Origin of the sequence: Paraburkholderia aspalathi (genome assembly GCF_905220735.1) — a bacterium.
Lineage (GTDB): Bacteria > Pseudomonadota > Gammaproteobacteria > Burkholderiales > Burkholderiaceae > Paraburkholderia > Paraburkholderia aspalathi.
On record NZ_CAJNBA010000001.1, the window covers coordinates 1,984,709 to 2,004,039 of the forward strand.

The following is a 19,331-nucleotide window of genomic DNA, read 5'->3' on the forward strand; positions in this document are numbered from 1 at the left end:
ATTCGCACGAGGTAGGGGATGAGGGCTCTACGTCTCGACGACGTCACCCTGCCCGAGCATGGTCTGCAAATAGGCCGGGACGGCGCTTGCCCGCATCGGCCTGCCGAACAGATAGCCCTGCAGCGCGCGAGCGCCCAGCGCCTTGACGACGTCGGCTTGCGACGACGTCTCGAGTCCTTCCACGATGCATTCGAGTCCGAGGTTTCTGCACAGATCGAGCACCGACTTGACGATCTTCTTCGACGCGCTATTGGAATCCACGTCGGTCATGAAGCTGCGGTCGATCTTGATCGTATCGAAGGGCAGGCGATGCACGTAGCTGAGGCTCGAATAGCCGGTGCCGAAATCGTCGAGCGAGACACGGCAGCCGGCTTGCTTGATCATCGTCAGCGAGCAGCGGGCCTGCTCGAAATCGCGCGTGACCGCGGTTTCCGTGATCTCGAAGTTGACGTGATGCGCGGGCACGCCGCTGGCCAGCACGATATCGACCAGCCGGCGAGCGCGCGGCGAAGTCGAAATATCGATCGCGGAGAGATTGAACGACAGATAGAGATCGGACGGCCAGCGCGATGCTTCATCAAGGGCTTTGCGTAGCAGCACTTCGGTGACGCGCAGAATCAGATCGGTACGCTCGGCAATCCGAATGAATTCCTCTGGCCTGACCGCGCCTAGCCGCGCGTTGTGCCAGCGCCCGAGCGCCTCCATGCCGATGGTGCGTTGCGTGAGCACGTCGTAGATCGGCTGAAACTCGAGGAATAGTTCGGACTCCAGGTCCGCATGGCGGAGTTCCTGCGCGACGAGACTCGAGCGCCGGATCCGCGTCTCATGTTCGGTCGAAAAGATTACCGGCGTGCCGCGGCGGCTTTCCTTGCCGACGTACAAGGCGGCGTCCGCGCGTTCGAAAACCTGCTGCACTGTCGTGCCCGCTTCAGGAAACGCGGCCCAGCCGATTGTTCCGGTCAGTTCGGCGACATTGCCGGCGACCCGATAGGGCTGGCCGAGCGTTTCGCAGATGCGCTCTCCCAACTCGACGAGCGTCTCGTTCGGCAGTTTGTGCTGGGCCAGCACGCCGAATTCGTCGCCGCCCAGGCGCGCGAAGAAGATGCCCGGTTCTGCAAGCGCCAGCAAGCGCACGCCGACTTCCTGCAGCACGAGGTCGCCACTTGCATGTCCGTAGATATCGTTAACCTGTTTGAAACCGTCGAGATCGATCAAGCCGACATTGAAACCGCCACCGGCTGCGGGCGTCTGTTCCGATAGCGCGCGCAGCGAGGCAAAGAAGCTGCGCCGGTTGGGCAGATCGGTCAGGCTGTCGATGCTCGCAAGCCTGAAGTTGTCGTCGCTGAGTCTTTGCGTTTTTTCCTGGCTTACCTGCAATTCGCGCTGCGCATGCACCACGCCGGCAAAGGTCCGGTAATACAGCTCGATGATGAAGGCGAGCGCGAGCCCGACCAGGGTCATGTCGACGGCCATCGCGATGAACACCGGCGAGCGCGTGGAGACCAGGTACGCCGAAAAGCTCAGGATAACGATTGATAACAGAAGCAGGGCGGCCGCCCGCAGGTGCATCAGGCAGAACACGCAGCCGACCAGTGTCGTTGCCATGTAAAACGCGACCTGAGCCTGCTCGTAGGCTGAGCCGTAGGGAAACAGTAAGAGTGACCAGCTGCTGAAGGCGACGGCGAAGATGCCCGCGAGCCAGATCAGTTTGCGCAGTTCGGGCACGGCCTTGTCGTGCGTCAGAACCCGGTGCCGGATACGCCACCAGCGCACGCAACGAATGACGCATAGCGCGCAGAGCGCCCCGGGGAAGTAGATGGACAACCACGCCGGCGCCGATCCCAGATGCGTAACGGCCACGGCCATCGTGTTGACGATGAGGATGAAATAAAGCAGCGGTATCTGGCGGCCAAATGCCTGAAGTTGCGAGCGCACGAGTTCCGGGTCGCCTTCCGCGACCGATAGCGCTTCCCTCAATCTGGCTAACCGAACCATGCCCGTCCCTGTAACGTTTGCGCCGCACACGCAGCTTTGTATATCGGCAACGTCGGCGGGACCTTGAGGGAATTCTCAGCGGAAATAAATCAGGCGTGTTGAATGAGCGGTAAATACACCCTGCGAGCGAGTCGCTGAAGAGTCATTTGTGCCGCGCCGACCCGCGTCACGCAGGCGGTATCGCCGGCTGCTCCGGTCCCCCAAGACCATCCCGCGAGCGCCACGCATGTTGCAATATGGCGAATTTTCATTGTTTTATTCTTCCCGGATTTTTATTACTGGGCGTAGCGCGGTGCTGAATCGTCAATTTTTGCGATTCCCCATAACATCGTAAAAAAGCATGGTGGTAGCCGGTTTGCCGCCGCTAAACCACTGAAATTGCAACGGATTGTGATACGCCGCGGAGCGCCGTAAAGCGGGAGAAATGCGTAAGCGCGCGATTCTTATAGCACTTTGGGACAAAAAAACGTCAAATTGCCGCTGGGCGGGCGATACAAGGCTTACATCCAAGGTTTGCGCGAATGCGCGCCTATGCGTTAGTGTGTCGGTCCCGGCGCAACAGATGTGGCGCCGGTTCCATGATTACCATACGGGAAGTGCTATGAACAAACAGGAACTGATTGATGCAGTCGCCGCAGCGACGGGCGAGAGCAAAGCGGCCACCGGCCAAACCATCGACGCTATCGTCGAAGCGGTGACCAAAGCCGTGGTGGGTGGTGATACGGTGCAACTGGTCGGTTTCGGTTCTTTCTCGACCGGCGCGCGCGCAGCACGCGTGGGTCGCAATCCGTCGACCGGTGCAGAGATCCAGATCGCCGCAGCCAAGACGGTGAAGTTCACCGCCGGCAAGGCATTCAAGGAAGCCGTCAACGCGTCGTAATGCAACGCGCCTCGCGCTGGAGCATCCACGTGCGCTGTTTTAGTGCGCGGTGCCCGATGCATCGGGCGTGAGGAAACACGCGCTGCCCAACACCGGTGAGGGTGTTCTATCGGTGATTGGTGCGGCGCGTGTGGTGCTTATGGTGGTGTTGTTTGCTTCAGATTTGCGTCGTGCACGCTCGCGTTCCAGCCTTTACTGATGCTCATCGTGATGGTCATCGGACGGTTACTGGAAGCGCGAGATCGTGCAGGCCGCGTCGGCGGGTTTCAGCCAGCGCGTCGTTTCCGTGTTGCTTCGGCCAGCGTCTCGAGCGCCGGTTCGGTTTGCGCCCAGCTCACGCAGGCGTCCGTAATCGATACGCCGTGACGCAGCGGCACACCGGTCTTCAGATCCTGACGACCTTCTTCCAGATGACTTTCGAGCATGACGCCGAGAATGCGGCGCTCGCGCTGCGAGAGTTGTTGCGCCAGATCCTGCACCACCTCCAGTTGACGCAAATGCGATTTGCCTGAGTTCGCATGTGAGCAGTCGATCATGACCTGCTCGCGCAGGCCTGCCGATTTGAGCACTGCGCAGGTTGCGTCGACGGACGCGCTGTCGTAATTCGGACCCTTCTTGCCACCGCGCAAGATCACGTGCGCGTCGTCATTGCCACGCGTCTCGAAGATCGCGGCCATACCCATCTTGGTCATACCCATGAACGCATGGCTTGCGTGCGCCGCGACGATAGCGTCCGCGGCGATCTGTACGCCGCCGTCCGTACCGTTCTTGAAGCCGATCGGGCAGCTCAGCCCCGATGCAAGTTGCCGATGACTCTGACTCTCCGTCGTGCGTGCGCCGATCGCCCCCCACGCGACCAGATCCGCGATGTATTGCGGGCTGAGCAAGTCGAGAAATTCGGTGGCCGTGGGCAAGCCGAGACCGTTGATGTCGAGCAGCAGTTGCCGTGCGAGACGTAGGCCCTCGTTGATACGGAAGCTGCCATCGAGACGCGGGTCGTTGATATAGCCTTTCCAGCCTACCGTTGTGCGCGGCTTCTCGAAGTACACGCGCATGACGATCAGCAGATCGTCCTTGTAGGTCTGCGCCGCGACCTTGAGCTTGCGGGCGTATTCGATGGCCTGGTCGTGGTCGTGAATCGAACACGGGCCGACGATCAGCACGAGCCGGTCGTCACGACCGTGCAGAACATCGGCGATTTCCGCACGGGTTTTCTCGACGAGCGTCTGCACCGACGGTGGCACAGGCAATTCATCCTGCAGCAGGGCAGGGGAAATCAGCGGACGTACCGCGCCGATACGAACGTCGTCGATGCGCGTGGTGTCCTGGGTGGCGTCGGCCGAGCCGACTTCCTGATCGTGCAAAGGATTGTCGATGGCGCTCAAAATAGTCTCCCGGACCTTGGATGTTGGGGTGGTCTCACCGCCTGAATGGGTGAGTGTCGGTGCGTTGATTCGCTGCCGGGATTATGACACTCGCGCGTGTGAGCCGGATGACCGTTATTCGAGGCGTTCGATCAGCGCCATGGCGGCGGCCGGATTGCGTTCCTTGAAGCCGCTGATGACGTAGAGGTAGACGTCGCGCGCCGTGGTTTTTGCGGGGGCTGCGGCGGATGTTTCGAGGTCGTCCGGTGTCGTGCCCGCGGCGAGTTGGCGGGCGCGTTCAACCCAGGCGTCGAGGGCCTTGGTTGAATAGCCTTTGGCTTCCTTGTCGCTTGTACCCATGATGCGGGCGTAGACGAATGGCGCGGTGATGTCGGCGATTTGCGGGTAGTCGCTGTCGGCTGCCAGCACGATGGCGACTTTGTACTTTCTGGCTAGCGCGATGAATTCGGGGGTCTTGAAGGTGTCGTTACGGACTTCGATGGCGTGCCGTAGTTTTTGCCCTTCGATGCTCGCGGGCAGCAGTTTGAGGAAGGCTTCGAAGTCTTCCGGGTCGAACTTTTTGGTGGTGGCGAATTGCCAGTTGATCGGGCCTAGTTTCTGTTTTAGCAGTAGCACGCCGCTGGAGAAGAAACGTTCGATGGTTTCGTTGGCGTCGGCCAGGACTTTTCGGTTTGTTGCGTAGCGGGGGGCTTTTAGCGAGAAGACGAAATCTTCGGGGGTTTCCTGATACCACTTTTCGTAGCTTGCCGGTTTTTGCAAGCCGTAGAAGGTGCCGTTGATTTCTATCGATGTGAGGTTTTGGCTCGCGTGTTGGAGCTCGCGGCTTTGTGTCAGGTCTGACGGGTAGAAGGTGCCTCGCCAGGGGGCGTAGGTCCAGCCGCCTATGCCGATTCGGATTTTGCCGGGTTTCGGGGAGGGCATTTTTTTGAGCCTCTTGAATGGTGGCTTCGCCGGGAGAGGTAGGGTAGCGCATTTTGGGGTTTTTGCCTTCGCGGCGCTTTTTGTCTGTGTTCCTCGTTTTTGTGTCTTGTTCTGGCTTTCGTGCCTTTCCTTGTTTTGTTAGTGGTCTATTAGTGTTGCCCCTGTGCGGGGCGGCACTTACTTTCTTTGCCGCCGCAAAGAAAGATAAGCAAAGAAAGCGGCTAGAAGCCCCTGCTAAGTGGGCACCGTGGTTTGCCTGGGGTAGTGGTGCGACTGGAATCCGTGTTCTCTCACATTCCGCGTTAGTGACAAAGGTGTCATCAGCTCCCACTCCGCACTGCGTGCGTCGCGGACGGGTCTGCAAGGGAAACCGCCGGCTTCGGTTTTGGTTTGTGGGGCCGTCGGCTTCGCCTCGGCGACGCATCCCCGCACTCACGCGGGAACCCGCCCTCAAATGATATGGCGTTGCCCCGCAATCACGGTCACGGCGCCGGTGCCGGTGCCATTCCAATCACAATCACAATCACAATCACAATCACAATCACAATCACAATCGCAGTGGCAGTGGCAGTGGCAGTGGCAGTGGCAGTGGCAGTGGCAGTGGCAGTGGCAGTGGCGGGGCAATGATGAGGCCACGGTCTGATGGCGAGACACGAGCGCCAAAACGTAGCGATCGGTTTTATGAACGGCTCTTCGGCGCGCGCAGCGCCGCCGGAAGTATGACTCCCTTGTCACTAACGCCGAATGTGAGAGAACACAGATTCCAGATGCACCACTACCCGTTGCAGGCTACGGTGCCCGCTTAGCAGGGGCTTCTAGCCGCTTTCTTTGCTTATCTTTCTTTGCGGCGGCAAAGAAAGTAAGTGCCGCCCCGCACAGGGGCAACACTAATAGACCACTAACAAAACAAGGAAAGGCACCAAAGCCAGAACAAGGAAAGGCCAAAGCCCCAAGAACACGGCCAATGCCGCCACAAAAGGCAAAAAAACCAAAAACCAAAACCACTACCCGCCGCGAGGCGCCCGCATCACCTCTTCAAACCTCCGGTTAGCCTCCCCAACCTCAGCCCTGAACTGCTGCAAAGCACTAACCTCCAAATCCGGCGGCATCAAAGCCGCCCACAACACATCGATTAACTGCCCCGCGGTAGCATCAATATCAATATGCCGATTAGCCAGCGTAGCGTCCCACAGTACATGTTCCATCGGCCCAAACACCATCGACCGCAATAACCTCAACGGCATGTCAGCCCGAATCTGCCCCGTCTCCTGGCCCTGCGCCAACACCCTCATCAATGGCGCCGTATACCGCCGCTGCAATTCAGTCAGCGCCTCACTCAACTCATGATGCCGGGCCCGGCCCTCCGACAACACCAAAGCACACAGATCCGTGCCATTCACTAGCATCAACCGCAAATGCGTCCGCACAATAAAAGCAAACTGCTGCCGCACGCTGCCATCCCGTGGCAGCCCCGACTCGATCGCTTCAATGATCTCGTCGTACCAGTCGCCAATCACCCGCGCGCATAACTCGCGCTTGCCGCGGAAATAACTGAATACCGTCGCCTCGGAAATCCCCAGGCGCTGCGCAATCTCCGCCGTCGTCGCGCGCTCGTAGCCCTTCTCGGAGAACACGTCGCGCCCCGCCTGCAAGATCTCTTTCACGCGCTGCTGAGACTTGCGCCCCGCCGGCTGGCGGCGCGAGGCGGGTAACTCAGCCTTCATGGCAACCGTCATATGAGTCCAGTTCAGTTTTGTGAGGCCAATCGCCTCGGTCACACCCATCCCATCACTGTATAGCGGCTCCAGACGCCTGCCAACCGGTTTCTGAGTGATACTCAAAAATACCACTTGACGCTTACGTAAATCTGGCGTGAAATGCGCCTTGAACGTTTCGCGCCTCGTGCGGAGCGGTAATGGCGGCCCATAAGGCCGCTGCCGCCAGCTGAGCCGCACTCAGACGGGCCGGTGCCTACCCAGGCAACCCGGTCCGCCAACGAACTCTGGAGACACTGCAATGAGCAACCTGCCCGGTTTGCAATTCCCGCTCGGCGAAGAAATCGAAATGCTGCGCGACAGCATCGCCGGATTCGCCGCCAAAGAAATCGCCCCGCGTGCCGCGGAAATCGATCGCACGGATCAGTTCCCCATGGACCTGTGGCGAAAATTCGGCGACCTGGGCGTGCTCGGCATGACGGTCTCGGAGGAGTACGGCGGCGCGAATATGGGCTACACGGCGCACATGATCGCGATGGAAGAAATCTCGCGCGCGTCGGCATCGGTCGGTCTCTCGTACGGCGCGCACTCGAATCTGTGCGTCAACCAGATTCATCGCAACGGCACGGCAGCACAGAAGGAAAAATATCTGCCCAAGCTGGTCTCCGGCGAACACATCGGCGCTCTCGCCATGAGCGAACCGAACGCGGGTTCGGACGTCGTCAGCATGAAGCTGCGCGCGGAGAAGAAGGGCGATCACTATGTGCTGAACGGCACGAAAATGTGGATCACCAACGGCCCAGATTGCGACACGCTGGTCGTCTATGCCAAAACCGATCCCGAAGCGAATTCGCGTGGCATTACCGCGTTTATCGTCGAGAAGGGCATGAAGGGTTTCTCGGTCGCGCAAAAACTCGACAAGCTCGGCATGCGCGGTTCGCACACTGGCGAACTGGTGTTCCAGGACGTCGAAGTGCCGGAAGAAAATATCCTCGGCCAGTTGAACGGCGGCGCGAAGGTGCTGATGAGCGGCCTCGATTACGAACGCGCGGTGCTCGCCGGCGGCCCGACCGGCATCATGGTCGCGGTTATGGACGCGGTCGTGCCGTATATCCACGACCGCAAGCAATTCGGTCAGCCGATCGGCGAATTCCAGCTGATTCAAGGCAAGGTCGCGGATCTGTACACCACGCTGCAAGCGTGCCGCGCGTATCTCTACGCGGTGGGCCGGCAACTCGATACGCTCGGCAAGGACCACGTGCGCCAGGTGCGCAAAGACTGCGCGGGCGTGATTCTGTACACCGCTGAAAAAGCGACGTGGATGGCCGGCGAGGCGATCCAGATTCTCGGCGGCAATGGCTATATCAACGAGTATCCGGTTGGCCGTCTGTGGCGCGATGCGAAGCTCTATGAAATCGGCGCGGGCACCAGCGAAATCCGCCGCATGTTGATCGGCCGCGAACTGTTCGCCGAGACGGCTTGAGCCACACTTTGCATGGGATCGGAGTAAGGGCTTTGCATCCAACTCCGATCGACAGAGGAGATTCCAAGCAATGCCGATCATCGAATCAAAACTGAATCCGCGCTCGGACGACTTCCGCACCAATGCGGCGGCGCTCGAAGCGCTGGTCGCCGATCTTCGCGCGAAGGTCGAGAAACTCGCGCTGGGCGGCGGGCAGGCGGCGCGCGATAAACACACGGGTCGCGGCAAGCTGTTGCCGCGCGACCGCATCGAAAAACTGCTCGATCCTGGCACGCCGTTTCTCGAGTTCTCGCAACTCGCAGCCTATGGCATGTACCACAACGATGCGCCTGGCGCGGGCGTCATCACCGGCATTGGCCGTATCGCGGGGCAGGAGTGCGTGATCGTCTGCAATGACGCGACGGTCAAAGGCGGCACCTACTATCCCGTCACCGTGAAAAAGCACGTACGGGCGCAGGAAATCGCCGCCGAAAATCATCTGCCGTGTGTCTACCTGGTCGACTCGGGCGGGGCGAATCTGCCGAATCAGGACGACGTGTTCCCCGATCGCGATCACTTCGGCCGCATCTTCTTCAATCAGGCGAATCTGTCCGCGGCAGGCATTCCGCAGATCGCCGTCGTGATGGGTTCGTGCACGGCAGGCGGCGCCTATGTGCCGGCCATGAGCGATGAATCGATCATCGTCAAGAATCAGGGGACGATTTTTCTGGGCGGCCCGCCGCTCGTCAAAGCCGCAACCGGTGAAGTGGTGAGCGCGGAAGACCTCGGCGGCGGCGACGTGCATACGCGTCTGTCGGGCGTGGTCGATCATCTCGCGCAGAACGACGCGCATGCGTTGGGTATTGCGCGCAGCATCGTCGGCAATCTGAATCGCACGAAGCAGGTGCCGGTGGCGTTGCAGGAGCCGAAGCCGCCGCGCTATGACGTGAAGAGCATGTACGGCGTGATTCCCGTCGATACGCGCAAGCCGTTCGATATCCGCGAGGTGATCGCGCGTATCGTCGACGATTCCGCTTTCGACGAATTCAAGGCCCGTTACGGCACCACACTCGTGTGCGGCTTCGCGCATATCTGGGGACATCCGGTCGGCATCATCGCGAACAACGGCATTCTGTTTTCGGAGTCGGCGCTCAAGGGCGCTCACTTCATCGAACTGTGCTGCCAGCGCAAGATTCCGCTGGTGTTCCTGCAGAACATCACGGGCTTCATGGTGGGCCGCAAGTACGAAAACGAAGGCATCGCGCGTAACGGCGCGAAGATGGTGACGGCGGTGGCCACGGCGAAGGTGCCGAAGTTCACGGTGATCATCGGCGGTTCGTTCGGGGCAGGCAACTATGGCATGTGCGGCCGCGCGTATTCGCCGCGCTTCCTGTGGATGTGGCCGAACGCGCGGATCTCGGTGATGGGCGGCGAGCAGGCGGCCTCGGTGCTGGCCACGGTCAAGCGCGACGGCATCGAAGGCAAGGGCGGTGCGTGGAGCGCGGAAGAAGAAGAGGCGTTCAAGCAACCGATCCGCGATCAATACGAACACCAGGGCCATCCGTACTACGCCAGCGCCCGTCTGTGGGACGACGGCGTGATCGATCCGGCACAAACGCGCGATGTGCTTGGGCTCGGCCTCTCGGCGACGATGAACGCACCGATCGAAGACACGCGTTTCGGCGTGTTCAGAATGTGACAGAGCGCAACGCGAAGGAGCTGTAACGATGCAATACGAAACGCTGAATGTCGCTTTCGCCGGGCAGATCGCCACGGTCACGCTGAATCGGCCTGACGTGCGCAACGCGTTCAATGAAACGATGATCGCCGAGATCACCTCGGTTTTCACGGCTCTGAACGCGCGCGACGACGTGCGCGCAGTGGTGCTCTCCGCGAACGGCAAGGCATTCTGCGCGGGCGCCGATTTGAACTGGATGAAGAAGATGGCCGGCTACTCGGACGACGAGAACCGTGCCGACGCGATGCTGCTGGCGAACATGCTGTCGTCGATCTATCGCTGCAGCAAACCGGTAATCGCACGGGTGAACGGCGACGCCTACGCTGGCGGCATGGGTCTGATCTCGGCGTGCGATATCGTCGTCGCGGTGGAGAGCGCGCGTTTTTGCCTGTCGGAAGCGCGTCTCGGCCTGATCCCGGCCACCATCGCGCCGTACGTGATCCGCGCGCTGGGTGAGCAGGCGTCGCGCCGCTACTTCGCGACCGCTGAGCAGTTCGATTGCGCGACGGCATTCCGTCTGGGCCTGGTTAGCGAAGCAGTCAGCGCGGAACAACTCGACGCTACCGTGCAGCAGATCGCCGAGACGCTTTGCGCAAACGGTCCGCAAGCGGTGCGTGCCTGCAAGCAACTCGTGCAGGATATCGCTGGCCGCGAGTTGAACGAGGCGCTGATCGAGGACACGGCGGCGCGCATCGCGCGCACGCGAGCCGGTGCGGAAGGCCGCGAAGGCGTCGCGTCGTTCCTCGAAAAACGCACGCCTTCGTGGCGCAACTGAAGCGCAAACAAGCAGACATTCAAGCAGACATGCCGAGGCGCTCGTCAGCCCTCATCAGAACAACAGCCCGAGCGGGACATTCACCGAGACACCTCATGTTCAACAAGATCCTGATTGCCAACCGAGGCGAGATTGCGTGCCGCGTCGCCGCGACCTGCAAGCGGCTCGGTATCGCGAGTGTGGCCGTGTATTCCGATGCGGACGCCAACGCAAAACACGTAGCCGCATGCGACGAGGCGGTGCATATCGGCGGATCGACCGCGGCGGAAAGCTATCTGCGGGTCGAGCGCATCATCGAAGCCGCGCGTGCGACCGGTGCACAGGCGGTGCATCCGGGCTACGGTTTTCTGTCCGAGAACGAAGACTTTGCGCATGCCTGCGAAGCGGCCGGCATTGTATTCATCGGACCGCCGGTCGAAGCGATCGCCGCCATGGGCTCGAAGGCGGCCGCGAAGGCGCTGATGCATGCGGCCGCCGTGCCGCTCGTGCCGGGTTATCACGGCGACGATCAGGACGCTGAGTTGCTGCATCGCGAAGCCGATGCGATCGGTTATCCGGTTTTGCTGAAGGCGAGCGCGGGTGGCGGGGGTAAAGGCATGCGCGTGGTCGAGCGCACTGAAGACTTCGCAGCAGCGTTGGCGTCGTGCAAACGCGAAGCGGCCAGCAGTTTCGGCAATGACCGCGTGCTGATCGAAAAGTATCTGACGCGGCCGCGTCACGTGGAAGTGCAGGTGTTCGCGGACCGTCACGGCGGCGCGGTGTATCTGTTCGACCGCGACTGCTCGGTGCAACGGCGTCACCAGAAGGTGCTGGAAGAAGCGCCGGCGCCGGGCTTGTCGGCGGAGGTCAAACGCGAGATGGGCGAAGCGGCCGTGGCCGCTGCGCGCGCCGTGAATTACGTCGGCGCGGGCACGGTCGAGTTCATCATGACCAGCACGGGCGACTTCTACTTCATGGAGATGAACACGCGCCTGCAGGTCGAGCATCCGGTTACGGAAATGGTGACGGGGCAGGATCTGGTGGAATGGCAACTGCGCGTCGCCGCCGACGAACCGCTGCCGCTCTCGCAGGAGCAACTGAAAATCGACGGCCACGCGATCGAAGCGCGTATTTACGCCGAGCATCCTGCCCGTGGCTTCCTGCCGTCGACGGGCACGCTCAAGCATTTGCGCATGCCTGAAGGCGTCGAATTCACGCTTGGCGAGCCGGACCGTAAAGCGCCGGTGCGTATCGACAGCGGCGTGCGTGAAGGCGACGCCATCACGCCGTTCTACGATCCGATGATTGCCAAGCTGATCGTCCATGGCGCGACTCGCGAAGAGGCGCTTGCGCGCATGAATCGTGCGCTGCGTGCCTGCGAAGTGGTCGGTCCGCACACCAACGTCGAGTTCCTGCAACGCATCGTCACGAGCGAACCGTTTGCGACGGGCGATCTCGATACGGGTTTGATCGAGCGTCATCACGACGCCTTGTTCGCGCCCGTGAAAAAGCCCTTCAAGGAAGCGCTGGCGCTTGCTTGCGCAGCATTGTTGACGCGTGAAGGCGGCACGGCGCACGGCGCGTCGCCGTGGGATGCACTCTCGCACTGGCGTCTGAACAGCGGCTATACGCAGACGCTTGGCTGGCGTGACGTCGAAAACGAAAGCGTTTTCACGGCCACGTTTGCTCGCGACGGCGCCACGCAAACGCTCGAACACGACGGCGTGCGCGAAGGCTTCACCTGGTCGGAAGGCACCGGTCAGCACGAATACCGCGCGACGATCGGCGATGCGCGAGTCACGGGGCGTGTTTTCATCGACGGCGATACGTTCCACGTGTTCTGCCTCGGCGAGGCGCTGGCGTTCGAGTGGCAGAACCTGCTCGCGCATGCCGCGGATGCTGAAGGCGGCGAAGGCCGCTTGACCGCACCGATGCCGGGCAAGGTGATCGCCGTGCTGGTCGAACCGGGCGCGGTGGTGGAGAAGGGCACGCCGCTGATCGTGATGGAAGCGATGAAGATGGAGCACACCATCGGTGCGCCGGCGGCAGGCACGGTAACGGAAGTGCTGTATGCGGTTGGCGATCAGGTCGCCGATGGCGCACAGCTTCTGGTGCTGGACGTAGGCTAACGGTAACGGCCGTGCTTAAACGAGGCGCGCGTAGCCGGCGGCGCGCGCTTCATTTTCGAGTTGCTCGATCCGTTCGTAGTCGGTGAGCGGCAACGCGGAAAAGCCCTTCAAACGCAGGCGTTTGGCACGTTCCGGCTGGGCGCGGTGCGCTTCGTTGAGTGCCTCGCGCAGCGTCTCGATCGTCGCGGACGGCACGTTGTTGGAAGCAATCAAAGGCAAGCCCGGCGATGCCGCCGTCAAGCCGATTTGCCGAACCTTTTGCGCCAGTTCCGGCAATTCATCACAGACAAACGCGAAGGTCACGCAGTCGATTGCGGCGACGTCCGCGCGATTGTCGACCACCGCTCGCAATGATCCGAGATGCGAACCGGTGCGCAGCACCGCGCTGAAAAACGCGCCCTTGCGTGCAAGCGGCGCCACCGCGTGGCGAAACACGTTCATGCCGCTATTCGAATCGTCCTGATTGTAGGCGGCACGCGCGCCGCGGCACGCCGCGAGCGAATCGAACTGCGACTCCGCTCGCGTGACCAGCACGCTCGAATAATCCGCGCCTGCGCAGCCCGGCGCATCGAATTGCGGCGTGGCGATCACCTGAACCTGCTCGTTCAAGCCATGCACCAAGGGATAGCCGCAGGTTTGCGAGAGTAGTACGTTGGGGCGCCGCCAGAAGCCATGCAATTCTTCGTCGGGCTCGACGATGCGGCTGGCCGGGCTCACCATGCGCAGGACGTCGTCCAGCCACTCGCGCCACACAGTGGCGAGCGCGGGTGTCACGTTGTACATCGGCAGGGCGGCGATCCAGGTCATGGACGCGATTCTGGCATACCTAATGTCTGACCATTCGGAATTCGTCGAGACCCAGGCGCACCGGCTCGGTCTCTTTGAACGGCCACTTGCACTCCACCACCTTCAGTATTTCCAGTTGCGCGTCTTCGAACGCGACGAGCAAATCCGTGCGCCGCTTGCTCGCGGCCCCGCAATAGGTCATCAGCGCCTCGGCGCTGACCTCGAAGACCTGCACCCGATCGTCATAACAGACGCGGAAGGCGACGGTTGCGCATTCCGTGACACAGGGCCTGAATCCTTCATCGACATATACCGACATGACAACCTCCCGCCGCACGCCTGAGTCATCAGGATGACTGGCCCTAAGCTTTCGGTATGTGGGAAAACCAGCATTTGCTGTGAAAATGCCGGGCCTCCGTTCCATCTTACCGGTCGAAAATAATTGTCGCTTGAGTGGCCGCGTGCGCGTAGTCAGAATTCGCGTCAGGACGGCGGGCCCGTCATTCAGAGTTCCAACGTCAGTCCGTCCGTTGCGGCGACGTCGTCGGCGACCGGCCGGCCCATGCAGATGAGGGCATGGCCTTCCTCGATGGAGGCGTCCGTCGGTGCTTCGTAGGCGACTCGCCCGTTCAACACGCGCGTGGAGCATGTGCCGCACATCCCGGAGCGGCAGCTCGACGGCGCGGCGATCCCGGATGCCTCGGCGAGATCGAGAAGCGTGCCGTTCTCCGGCAGCCATTGAACCGTGCGCTGCGAGCGCGCGAACGTCACGGGTATGCCTGCGCCGTCGCTTGCCGGCACGTTTGCGGGGCGCGCGCTTTGGCCGTTTTCCGCCGCCGCCGGTGGGATTGCCGGCGTGCGTTTGACAGTTGCCGGTCCAAACGCCTCAAAGCGAATTCTGTTATCGGCGACGTTGAGCGCGCGTAATCCTTCATACAGGTCACGCATGAACGACTCGGGGCCGCACAGATAGAAGTCGTAGTCGTCGAAGGGCAGCGCGCGTTTGATTTCAGCCAGGGTCACGCGACCGGGTAAGCCGCCGTAAGGTGCGTGGGTGGCTGGATCGGCGGTGCTGTCGAACAGGTGCATCGAGACCGCCGGATGGCGCGACGAGAGTTCCTGCAGGTGCGCGCTGAACGGCCGATCGCCGTCGCGTCGCGCGCCATGGAAAAAATACAGTGACTTGGGCGGACTATTCGGCTCGCGCGCGGCAATCGCGTGATGCAGCATCGTGATCATCGGCGTGATGCCGATGCCCGCCGAAATGAACACGGCAGGGCGCGGGCTGGCTGAATCGTAGGTGAATGCGCCACGTGGCACCATCGCTTCGATCTGCATGCCGGCGGCGAAGCGGTCATGCAGCCAGGCGGAGCCGACGCCGTCGCGTTTCACGGTGATTCGGTACTGCTGCCGGTTGCTCGCGTCGGACAGCGTATAAGTGCGCGTCAGCGGCTTGTCCAAGCCGTCGACCGGGACGCGGATCGGCAAGTATTGCCCAGGCTCGTACGCCGGCAACGGCGAGCCGTCCGCCGATTCAAAATAGAACGATCGGATCATGGGCGTTTCTTCGCGCACGGCGGCGATCTTGAGCTTTTTCCACGGCGATTCGAGTTGTGAAGCTGGCAGTGAAGCGGGCACCGAAGCCTGCGTCACGAACTGCGGCGCATAGCCGACTTCCGACCAACGAAACGGTAACGCCTGGCGGCTGCGCCGCACTTCGGTAATACGAAAGCGCACAAGCCGCTCGGCCAATGGAAACCTGGCCAGCTCCGGACCGTCCCACACGATCTCAGCGAGGGCCGCGACGTACAGCATGTCACCGCTCGCGAAGTCTACGAACAGCAGGCCGGCACGCGGATCGTGGAGCAAATTGCCCAGTGTGTTGAAGAAGCGGTTGCCGCTGAAATCGGGCGTTGTCAGCGTAGTCGCGTCGTCAACGCGTACGAAGCCCGGCATGCCGCCGCGATGCGAAACATCGGCGCCGCGAGCCGGACCCGCATCTTCACTGACGTTCGCGCTGGCGATAAAGAAAGTATCCGCGTTGGCCAGCACTGCGCGGTCCGCGTCGCTGAGTTGAGTCGACGTCTCAACGGGTGTCCCAGTGCCGGTTGCACCACGCGTAACAAAAGTCGGCGTACGACTTTGAATATATTTTGCGCAGTTGCCGAAGCTTTGCATGACCTCGAGCGTGACCGTATCGCCATCTACCGACGACACCACGCCGTTGACGCGATTGCGTCGGCGGGTCTGCGCCTGCAGCCCCAGGCCACCGATCATCATGCCGGGCTGCCAGTACCCAGCCAACGGATCACCCGGTAAAACGCCGCCTTCGATCCGCAACGTGCGCGGGTCCGGGGACGATACAAAGCCCGGCTCGGCCGCGCGCAGCGTTGCCCACGGCTGGCCGTTTGCATCGAGGCCGCCGAACACCATGAAAGGCTGTTCGGCATAAAACTGCCGATGCTGATCCGGCATATAGCGACGGATGCCGCGACGGCCGATCGATTCCGCCTCTTTGTCCACTCCGGCATGTTGCTGTACCAGGAGTTCGGCGGCGTGAAACGGCGACTCGGCGGCGTCCCAGCCGCGCGGCGCGCTGGAAGAATGCTGGGACATATCGGCCTCTGCCCGTTAGGGCGTATGCATTTCTCTGGTTAGGCGGCGAGCAGTCCAGCCTTCGTCGCAGGCATCGCGATGAAGCGCGGCAGCGCTTCAACACGGCGGAGCCACGCCCGGATGTTCGGGTACGGCTCGAGCGAGACACCGCCTTCCGGCGCATGGGCGATGTACGTATGCGCGGCGATGTCGGCAATGCTTACGTGGTCGCCCGTAGCGAAATTCTTGTCGGCAAGCTCCGCGTCGAGCACGTCGAACAGCTTGAGCGCGATCTTCTGCGCGGTGTCGAGATTGAGCGGCGCACCGAATACGGTGACCAGCCGCGCGGCGCACGGTCCATATGCGATCTGCCCAGCTGCGAGCGACAGCCACCGTTGCACGGTGGCGGCGCCGAGCGCGTCTTCCGGCAGCCATGACGGGTCGCCATAGCGTTTCGCCAGATAGACGAGGATTGCGTTGGAATCGAACAGCACCGTCTCGCCGTCTTCGATCGTCGGCACCTGGCCGAACGGGTTGAGCTTCAGGTATTCCGGGCGACGATTGTCGCCGGCAGCCATGTTCAGCTCGATCACTTCAAAAGGCAGATCGAGCAAAGTCAGGAACAACTTGACGCGGTGTCCGTGCCCGGAGAGAAGCGTAGTGTGAAGGCGGATGGGCTGGGCGGGTTTAGCGGCTGACATTGAAAGCTCCTGGGGCGGGGAAAGCCGACAACCGTCGACTGGCATGGAGTAAGCGTACCGGTCCGTGGCGCCGCGCAGAAGCCTGCTAAGCTAGAAAACATAATCAATCAAAGATGGACAATCGGCGAATGGCAGATCTAAAAGATGTCAATCTGAACCGCCTTGCGATTTTCGTTGCTGTGGTGGAAGCGGGCTCGTTTACCGCCGCCGCGGCGCGTCTCGGCCTCACGAAAACCATGGTCAGCACGCATCTGCAGCGGCTCGAGCGCGAAATCGGCGCGGGTCTGCTGGTCCGAACCACAAGGCGGCTCAGCGTGACCGAGAGCGGGCGTGCCTTCTACGAGGCAAGTTGCAAGATATTGCTGGCGGCGGAGGAAGCGCTATCGGCCGTAACAGGGGAATCGGCGCCGTTGCGCGGCACGTTGCGCGTGAATGCGCCGATCGACTATGGAGCGTTGGTGGTGACACCCGCGTTGGTGGAGATGCGCCGTGCGTATCCGGAACTCGACATCGAACTGGTCTGCAACGACCACTATGTCGATCTGATCGCGGAAGGCATCGACGTGGCCATCCGTCTGGGACAGCTTGCCGACTCGGGCTACCGCGCCGTGAAGCTGGGTGGCTTCGTCAAATGGATCGTTGCGAGTCCGGAGTTCATCAATACATGGGGTAAGCCGAAGACGCCGGCTGCGCTCGCGCCCATGCCTCATGTCGCGCTATCTGTCTTGCAGCATCCACTTACGCTTGAGCTGCAGCGCGTGAAAGGCGCAAAACAAAGCGTGCGCTGCGAGAATGTTCTGCTGGTGAATACGGCCGATTCAGCCCGTGCGGCGACGCTCGCGGGCGGTGGCTTCGGATTGCTGACGGATTTTTCGATCGCTGACGATGTGGCGGCGGGGCGACTGGTGCGTCTGTTGCCGGATTGGGCCGGAAAACCCAAGGGCATCTACGCGGTGTTTCCGCCTACCCGTTATCCGACGGCAAAGGTACGCGCGTTGATCGACGTGATCAGAAGAAGGCTCGAGGCGCCGGTGGACGGTTAGCGCCTCGCAGAGCATGGAGTACGCACTGGCTCTCAATGCCGTTTTTCATCGTTATGCCTTAGCCTGCTAAGCATAGTTAAAACGCTCGCTTATCCATGCGATTCGGCGTTGTTACGATCGCGGTTTGATCGTATTGACCAGACCGGAATTTCGAGCCGTGACCTTTTCTATTTTTCGTTTGCTCGCTCGTGCGGCGCTGACTTCGTTGCTCGTCATCAGTACCGCTCACGCGCAGACCGCCACCAATTCTTCGGCTCCGATAAAACTGCGGATCGGCTATCAAAAGTCTTCAACGCTCATCACGATCCTGAAGGTGCGTGGTTCGCTCGAGCAGGCGCTGGCGCCGCTAGGCGTCAGCATTAGCTGGAACGAGTTTGCCAGCGGCTTGCCGCTGACCGAAGCGCTTAACGCCGACGCGGTCGACTTTAGCGCCGATGTTGCCGATACGGTTCCGGTGTTTGCCCAGGCCGCTCATGCACGTTTTGTCTATGTTGCACAGGAAGCGCCGTCGCCTGGCGCCCAGGCCATCATCGTGAAGCGCGACGGGCCGCTGCATACGCTTGCCGACCTGAAAGGCCAGCGCATCGCGGTGACCAAGGCGGCAGGCAGCCACTATCTGTTGCTCGCCGCGCTCGCCAAAGCGGGCCTTGCACCTGCTGACGTACGCATCAGCTATCTGACGCCCGCCGATGGACGTGCCGCGTTCGAGCGCGGCAGCGTGGATGCCTGGATCACCTGGGATCCGTATGTCGCGTCGGTGGACAAAGCGCCGGACGTGCGCATCCTCGCCAACGGTGAAGGCCTCGCCTCGTATCAACGGTACTACCTCGCGTCCAGCAGCTTCGCCGCGGCTCACCCGGATGTGATCAGCATCGTGGTTGCACAGTTGACGTCGGCGGGGGGATGGGTCCGCAGCCATCCTGACGATGCGGCAAAGCTGCTCGCGCCGATCTGGGGCCTGGACGCAGCGACGATCGAGCGTGCGAATGGACGCCGCAGCTATGCCGTACGCGCTGTAGACGCGCAGAATTTCGGTGAGCAGCAAAAGATCGCCGACACCTTCTATCGAGCGGGTCTTCTGCCGGCGCCGGTCGATACGGCCACAGCGCAACGCTGGAACTTCACCACGAAGCGGGCCGAAACAGCGGCCGTTTCGACCACCACTCCGACCACAGCTTCTGGTGGATAAGCCCTGCAGCGAACAGGGGTTTGGGGCCGAACGCGGCC

Annotated in this window: 15 protein-coding genes; 7 read left to right on the forward strand and 8 right to left on the reverse strand. The window is 61.5% G+C overall.

Translation table 11 applies throughout. The annotated features are described in order from the left end of the window. Positions 1-27: 27 nt before the first annotated feature. Complete coding sequence (locus KHO30_RS08845) at positions 28-1,995, reverse strand: putative bifunctional diguanylate cyclase/phosphodiesterase (RefSeq protein ID WP_211700592.1); 1,968 nt, start codon at positions 1,993-1,995, stop codon at positions 28-30. Between the two features lie 601 nt (positions 1,996-2,596). Here KHO30_RS08845 and KHO30_RS08850 point away from each other — a divergent pair. After that, positions 2,597-2,875 (forward strand): HU family DNA-binding protein, encoded by a 279-nt coding sequence (locus KHO30_RS08850; RefSeq protein ID WP_006049832.1) that lies wholly within the window; start codon positions 2,597-2,599, stop codon positions 2,873-2,875. A gap of 266 nt (positions 2,876-3,141) precedes the next feature. Here the strand turns inward: KHO30_RS08850 and KHO30_RS08855 are convergent, their stop codons facing one another. The 3 genes from KHO30_RS08855 to KHO30_RS08865 all read right to left on the reverse strand — a co-directional run bounded on the left by KHO30_RS08855 (position 3,142) and on the right by KHO30_RS08865 (position 6,917). Next, positions 3,142-4,260, reverse strand: a complete 1,119-nt coding sequence (locus KHO30_RS08855; RefSeq protein ID WP_280531432.1) for a 3-deoxy-7-phosphoheptulonate synthase — start codon at positions 4,258-4,260, stop codon at positions 3,142-3,144. Between the two features lie 114 nt (positions 4,261-4,374). After that, a complete protein-coding gene (locus KHO30_RS08860) occupies positions 4,375-5,181 on the reverse strand; it encodes a DUF72 domain-containing protein (RefSeq protein ID WP_211700593.1) in 807 nt (268 codons plus the stop codon). A 1,004-nt stretch (positions 5,182-6,185) separates the two neighbouring features. Beyond that, the gene (locus tag KHO30_RS08865; protein ID WP_211701008.1) at positions 6,186-6,917 is read right to left on the reverse strand and encodes a TetR/AcrR family transcriptional regulator; all 732 of its coding nucleotides are present in this window, start codon (positions 6,915-6,917) and stop codon (positions 6,186-6,188) included. A 280-nt stretch (positions 6,918-7,197) separates the two neighbouring features. Between KHO30_RS08865 and KHO30_RS08870 the strand changes: the two genes are divergently transcribed. The 4 genes from KHO30_RS08870 (at position 7,198) to KHO30_RS08885 (ending at position 12,979) form a co-directional block, all read left to right on the forward strand. Continuing rightward, entirely contained in the window at positions 7,198-8,379 is a 1,182-nt protein-coding gene (locus KHO30_RS08870) for an isovaleryl-CoA dehydrogenase (RefSeq protein ID WP_093645743.1), read from the forward strand. A gap of 70 nt (positions 8,380-8,449) precedes the next feature. Then, the gene (locus KHO30_RS08875) at positions 8,450-10,057 is read left to right on the forward strand and encodes a carboxyl transferase domain-containing protein (RefSeq protein ID WP_093645745.1); all 1,608 of its coding nucleotides are present in this window, start codon (positions 8,450-8,452) and stop codon (positions 10,055-10,057) included. A gap of 28 nt (positions 10,058-10,085) precedes the next feature. Next, positions 10,086-10,871 carry an enoyl-CoA hydratase/isomerase family protein gene (locus tag KHO30_RS08880; RefSeq protein WP_211700594.1) on the forward strand — a complete coding sequence of 262 codons (786 nt, stop codon included), beginning with the start codon at positions 10,086-10,088 and terminating at the stop codon, positions 10,869-10,871. Between the two features lie 95 nt (positions 10,872-10,966). Beyond that, positions 10,967-12,979 carry an acetyl/propionyl/methylcrotonyl-CoA carboxylase subunit alpha gene (locus tag KHO30_RS08885; protein ID WP_200621165.1) on the forward strand — a complete coding sequence of 671 codons (2,013 nt, stop codon included), beginning with the start codon at positions 10,967-10,969 and terminating at the stop codon, positions 12,977-12,979. A 15-nt stretch (positions 12,980-12,994) separates the two neighbouring features. Here the strand turns inward: KHO30_RS08885 and KHO30_RS08890 are convergent, their stop codons facing one another. The 4 genes from KHO30_RS08890 to KHO30_RS08905 form a co-directional block, all read right to left on the reverse strand. Next, positions 12,995-13,786, reverse strand: a complete 792-nt coding sequence (locus tag KHO30_RS08890) for a phosphate/phosphite/phosphonate ABC transporter substrate-binding protein (protein WP_211700595.1) — start codon at positions 13,784-13,786, stop codon at positions 12,995-12,997. A gap of 19 nt (positions 13,787-13,805) precedes the next feature. Next, the gene (locus tag KHO30_RS08895) at positions 13,806-14,084 is read right to left on the reverse strand and encodes a DUF1488 family protein (protein WP_093645755.1); all 279 of its coding nucleotides are present in this window, start codon (positions 14,082-14,084) and stop codon (positions 13,806-13,808) included. 185 nt (positions 14,085-14,269) lie between these two features. Next, entirely contained in the window at positions 14,270-16,381 is a 2,112-nt protein-coding gene (locus KHO30_RS08900; RefSeq protein WP_211700596.1) for a pyridoxamine 5'-phosphate oxidase family protein, read from the reverse strand. Between the two features lie 38 nt (positions 16,382-16,419). Next, on the reverse strand, positions 16,420-17,061 hold the full coding sequence (locus KHO30_RS08905) for a glutathione S-transferase family protein (protein ID WP_093645759.1): 642 nt from the start codon (positions 17,059-17,061) through the stop codon (positions 16,420-16,422). A 128-nt stretch (positions 17,062-17,189) separates the two neighbouring features. Here KHO30_RS08905 and KHO30_RS08910 point away from each other — a divergent pair, with 128 nt between their 5' ends. Both KHO30_RS08910 and KHO30_RS08915 read left to right on the forward strand, forming a co-directional pair. Further along, the gene (locus KHO30_RS08910) at positions 17,190-18,104 is read left to right on the forward strand and encodes a LysR family transcriptional regulator (RefSeq protein ID WP_211700597.1); all 915 of its coding nucleotides are present in this window, start codon (positions 17,190-17,192) and stop codon (positions 18,102-18,104) included. 196 nt (positions 18,105-18,300) lie between these two features. Beyond that, positions 18,301-19,293 (forward strand): aliphatic sulfonate ABC transporter substrate-binding protein, encoded by a 993-nt coding sequence (locus KHO30_RS08915; protein WP_408371861.1) that lies wholly within the window; start codon positions 18,301-18,303, stop codon positions 19,291-19,293. Positions 19,294-19,331: the final 38 nt, after the last annotated feature.

What these genes read in the sequence shown, in the direction of transcription:
- KHO30_RS08845 (WP_211700592.1), bottom strand. Translation starts at nt 1,995, where the DNA reads ATGGTTCGGTTAGCCAGATTGAGGGAAGCGCTATCGGTCGCGGAAGGC.
- KHO30_RS08850 (WP_006049832.1), top strand. Translation starts at nt 2,597, where the DNA reads ATGAACAAACAGGAACTGATTGATGCAGTCGCCGCAGCGACGGGCGAG.
- KHO30_RS08860 (WP_211700593.1), bottom strand. Translation starts at nt 5,181, where the DNA reads ATGCCCTCCCCGAAACCCGGCAAAATCCGAATCGGCATAGGCGGCTGG.
- KHO30_RS08865 (WP_211701008.1), bottom strand. Translation starts at nt 6,917, where the DNA reads ATGACGGTTGCCATGAAGGCTGAGTTACCCGCCTCGCGCCGCCAGCCG.
- KHO30_RS08870 (WP_093645743.1), top strand. Translation starts at nt 7,198, where the DNA reads ATGAGCAACCTGCCCGGTTTGCAATTCCCGCTCGGCGAAGAAATCGAA.
- KHO30_RS08875 (WP_093645745.1), top strand. Translation starts at nt 8,450, where the DNA reads ATGCCGATCATCGAATCAAAACTGAATCCGCGCTCGGACGACTTCCGC.
- KHO30_RS08880 (WP_211700594.1), top strand. Translation starts at nt 10,086, where the DNA reads ATGCAATACGAAACGCTGAATGTCGCTTTCGCCGGGCAGATCGCCACG.
- KHO30_RS08885 (WP_200621165.1), top strand. Translation starts at nt 10,967, where the DNA reads ATGTTCAACAAGATCCTGATTGCCAACCGAGGCGAGATTGCGTGCCGC.
- KHO30_RS08890 (WP_211700595.1), bottom strand. Translation starts at nt 13,786, where the DNA reads ATGACCTGGATCGCCGCCCTGCCGATGTACAACGTGACACCCGCGCTC.
- KHO30_RS08895 (WP_093645755.1), bottom strand. Translation starts at nt 14,084, where the DNA reads ATGTCGGTATATGTCGATGAAGGATTCAGGCCCTGTGTCACGGAATGC.
- KHO30_RS08900 (WP_211700596.1), bottom strand. Translation starts at nt 16,381, where the DNA reads ATGTCCCAGCATTCTTCCAGCGCGCCGCGCGGCTGGGACGCCGCCGAG.
- KHO30_RS08905 (WP_093645759.1), bottom strand. Translation starts at nt 17,061, where the DNA reads ATGTCAGCCGCTAAACCCGCCCAGCCCATCCGCCTTCACACTACGCTT.
- KHO30_RS08910 (WP_211700597.1), top strand. Translation starts at nt 17,190, where the DNA reads ATGGCAGATCTAAAAGATGTCAATCTGAACCGCCTTGCGATTTTCGTT.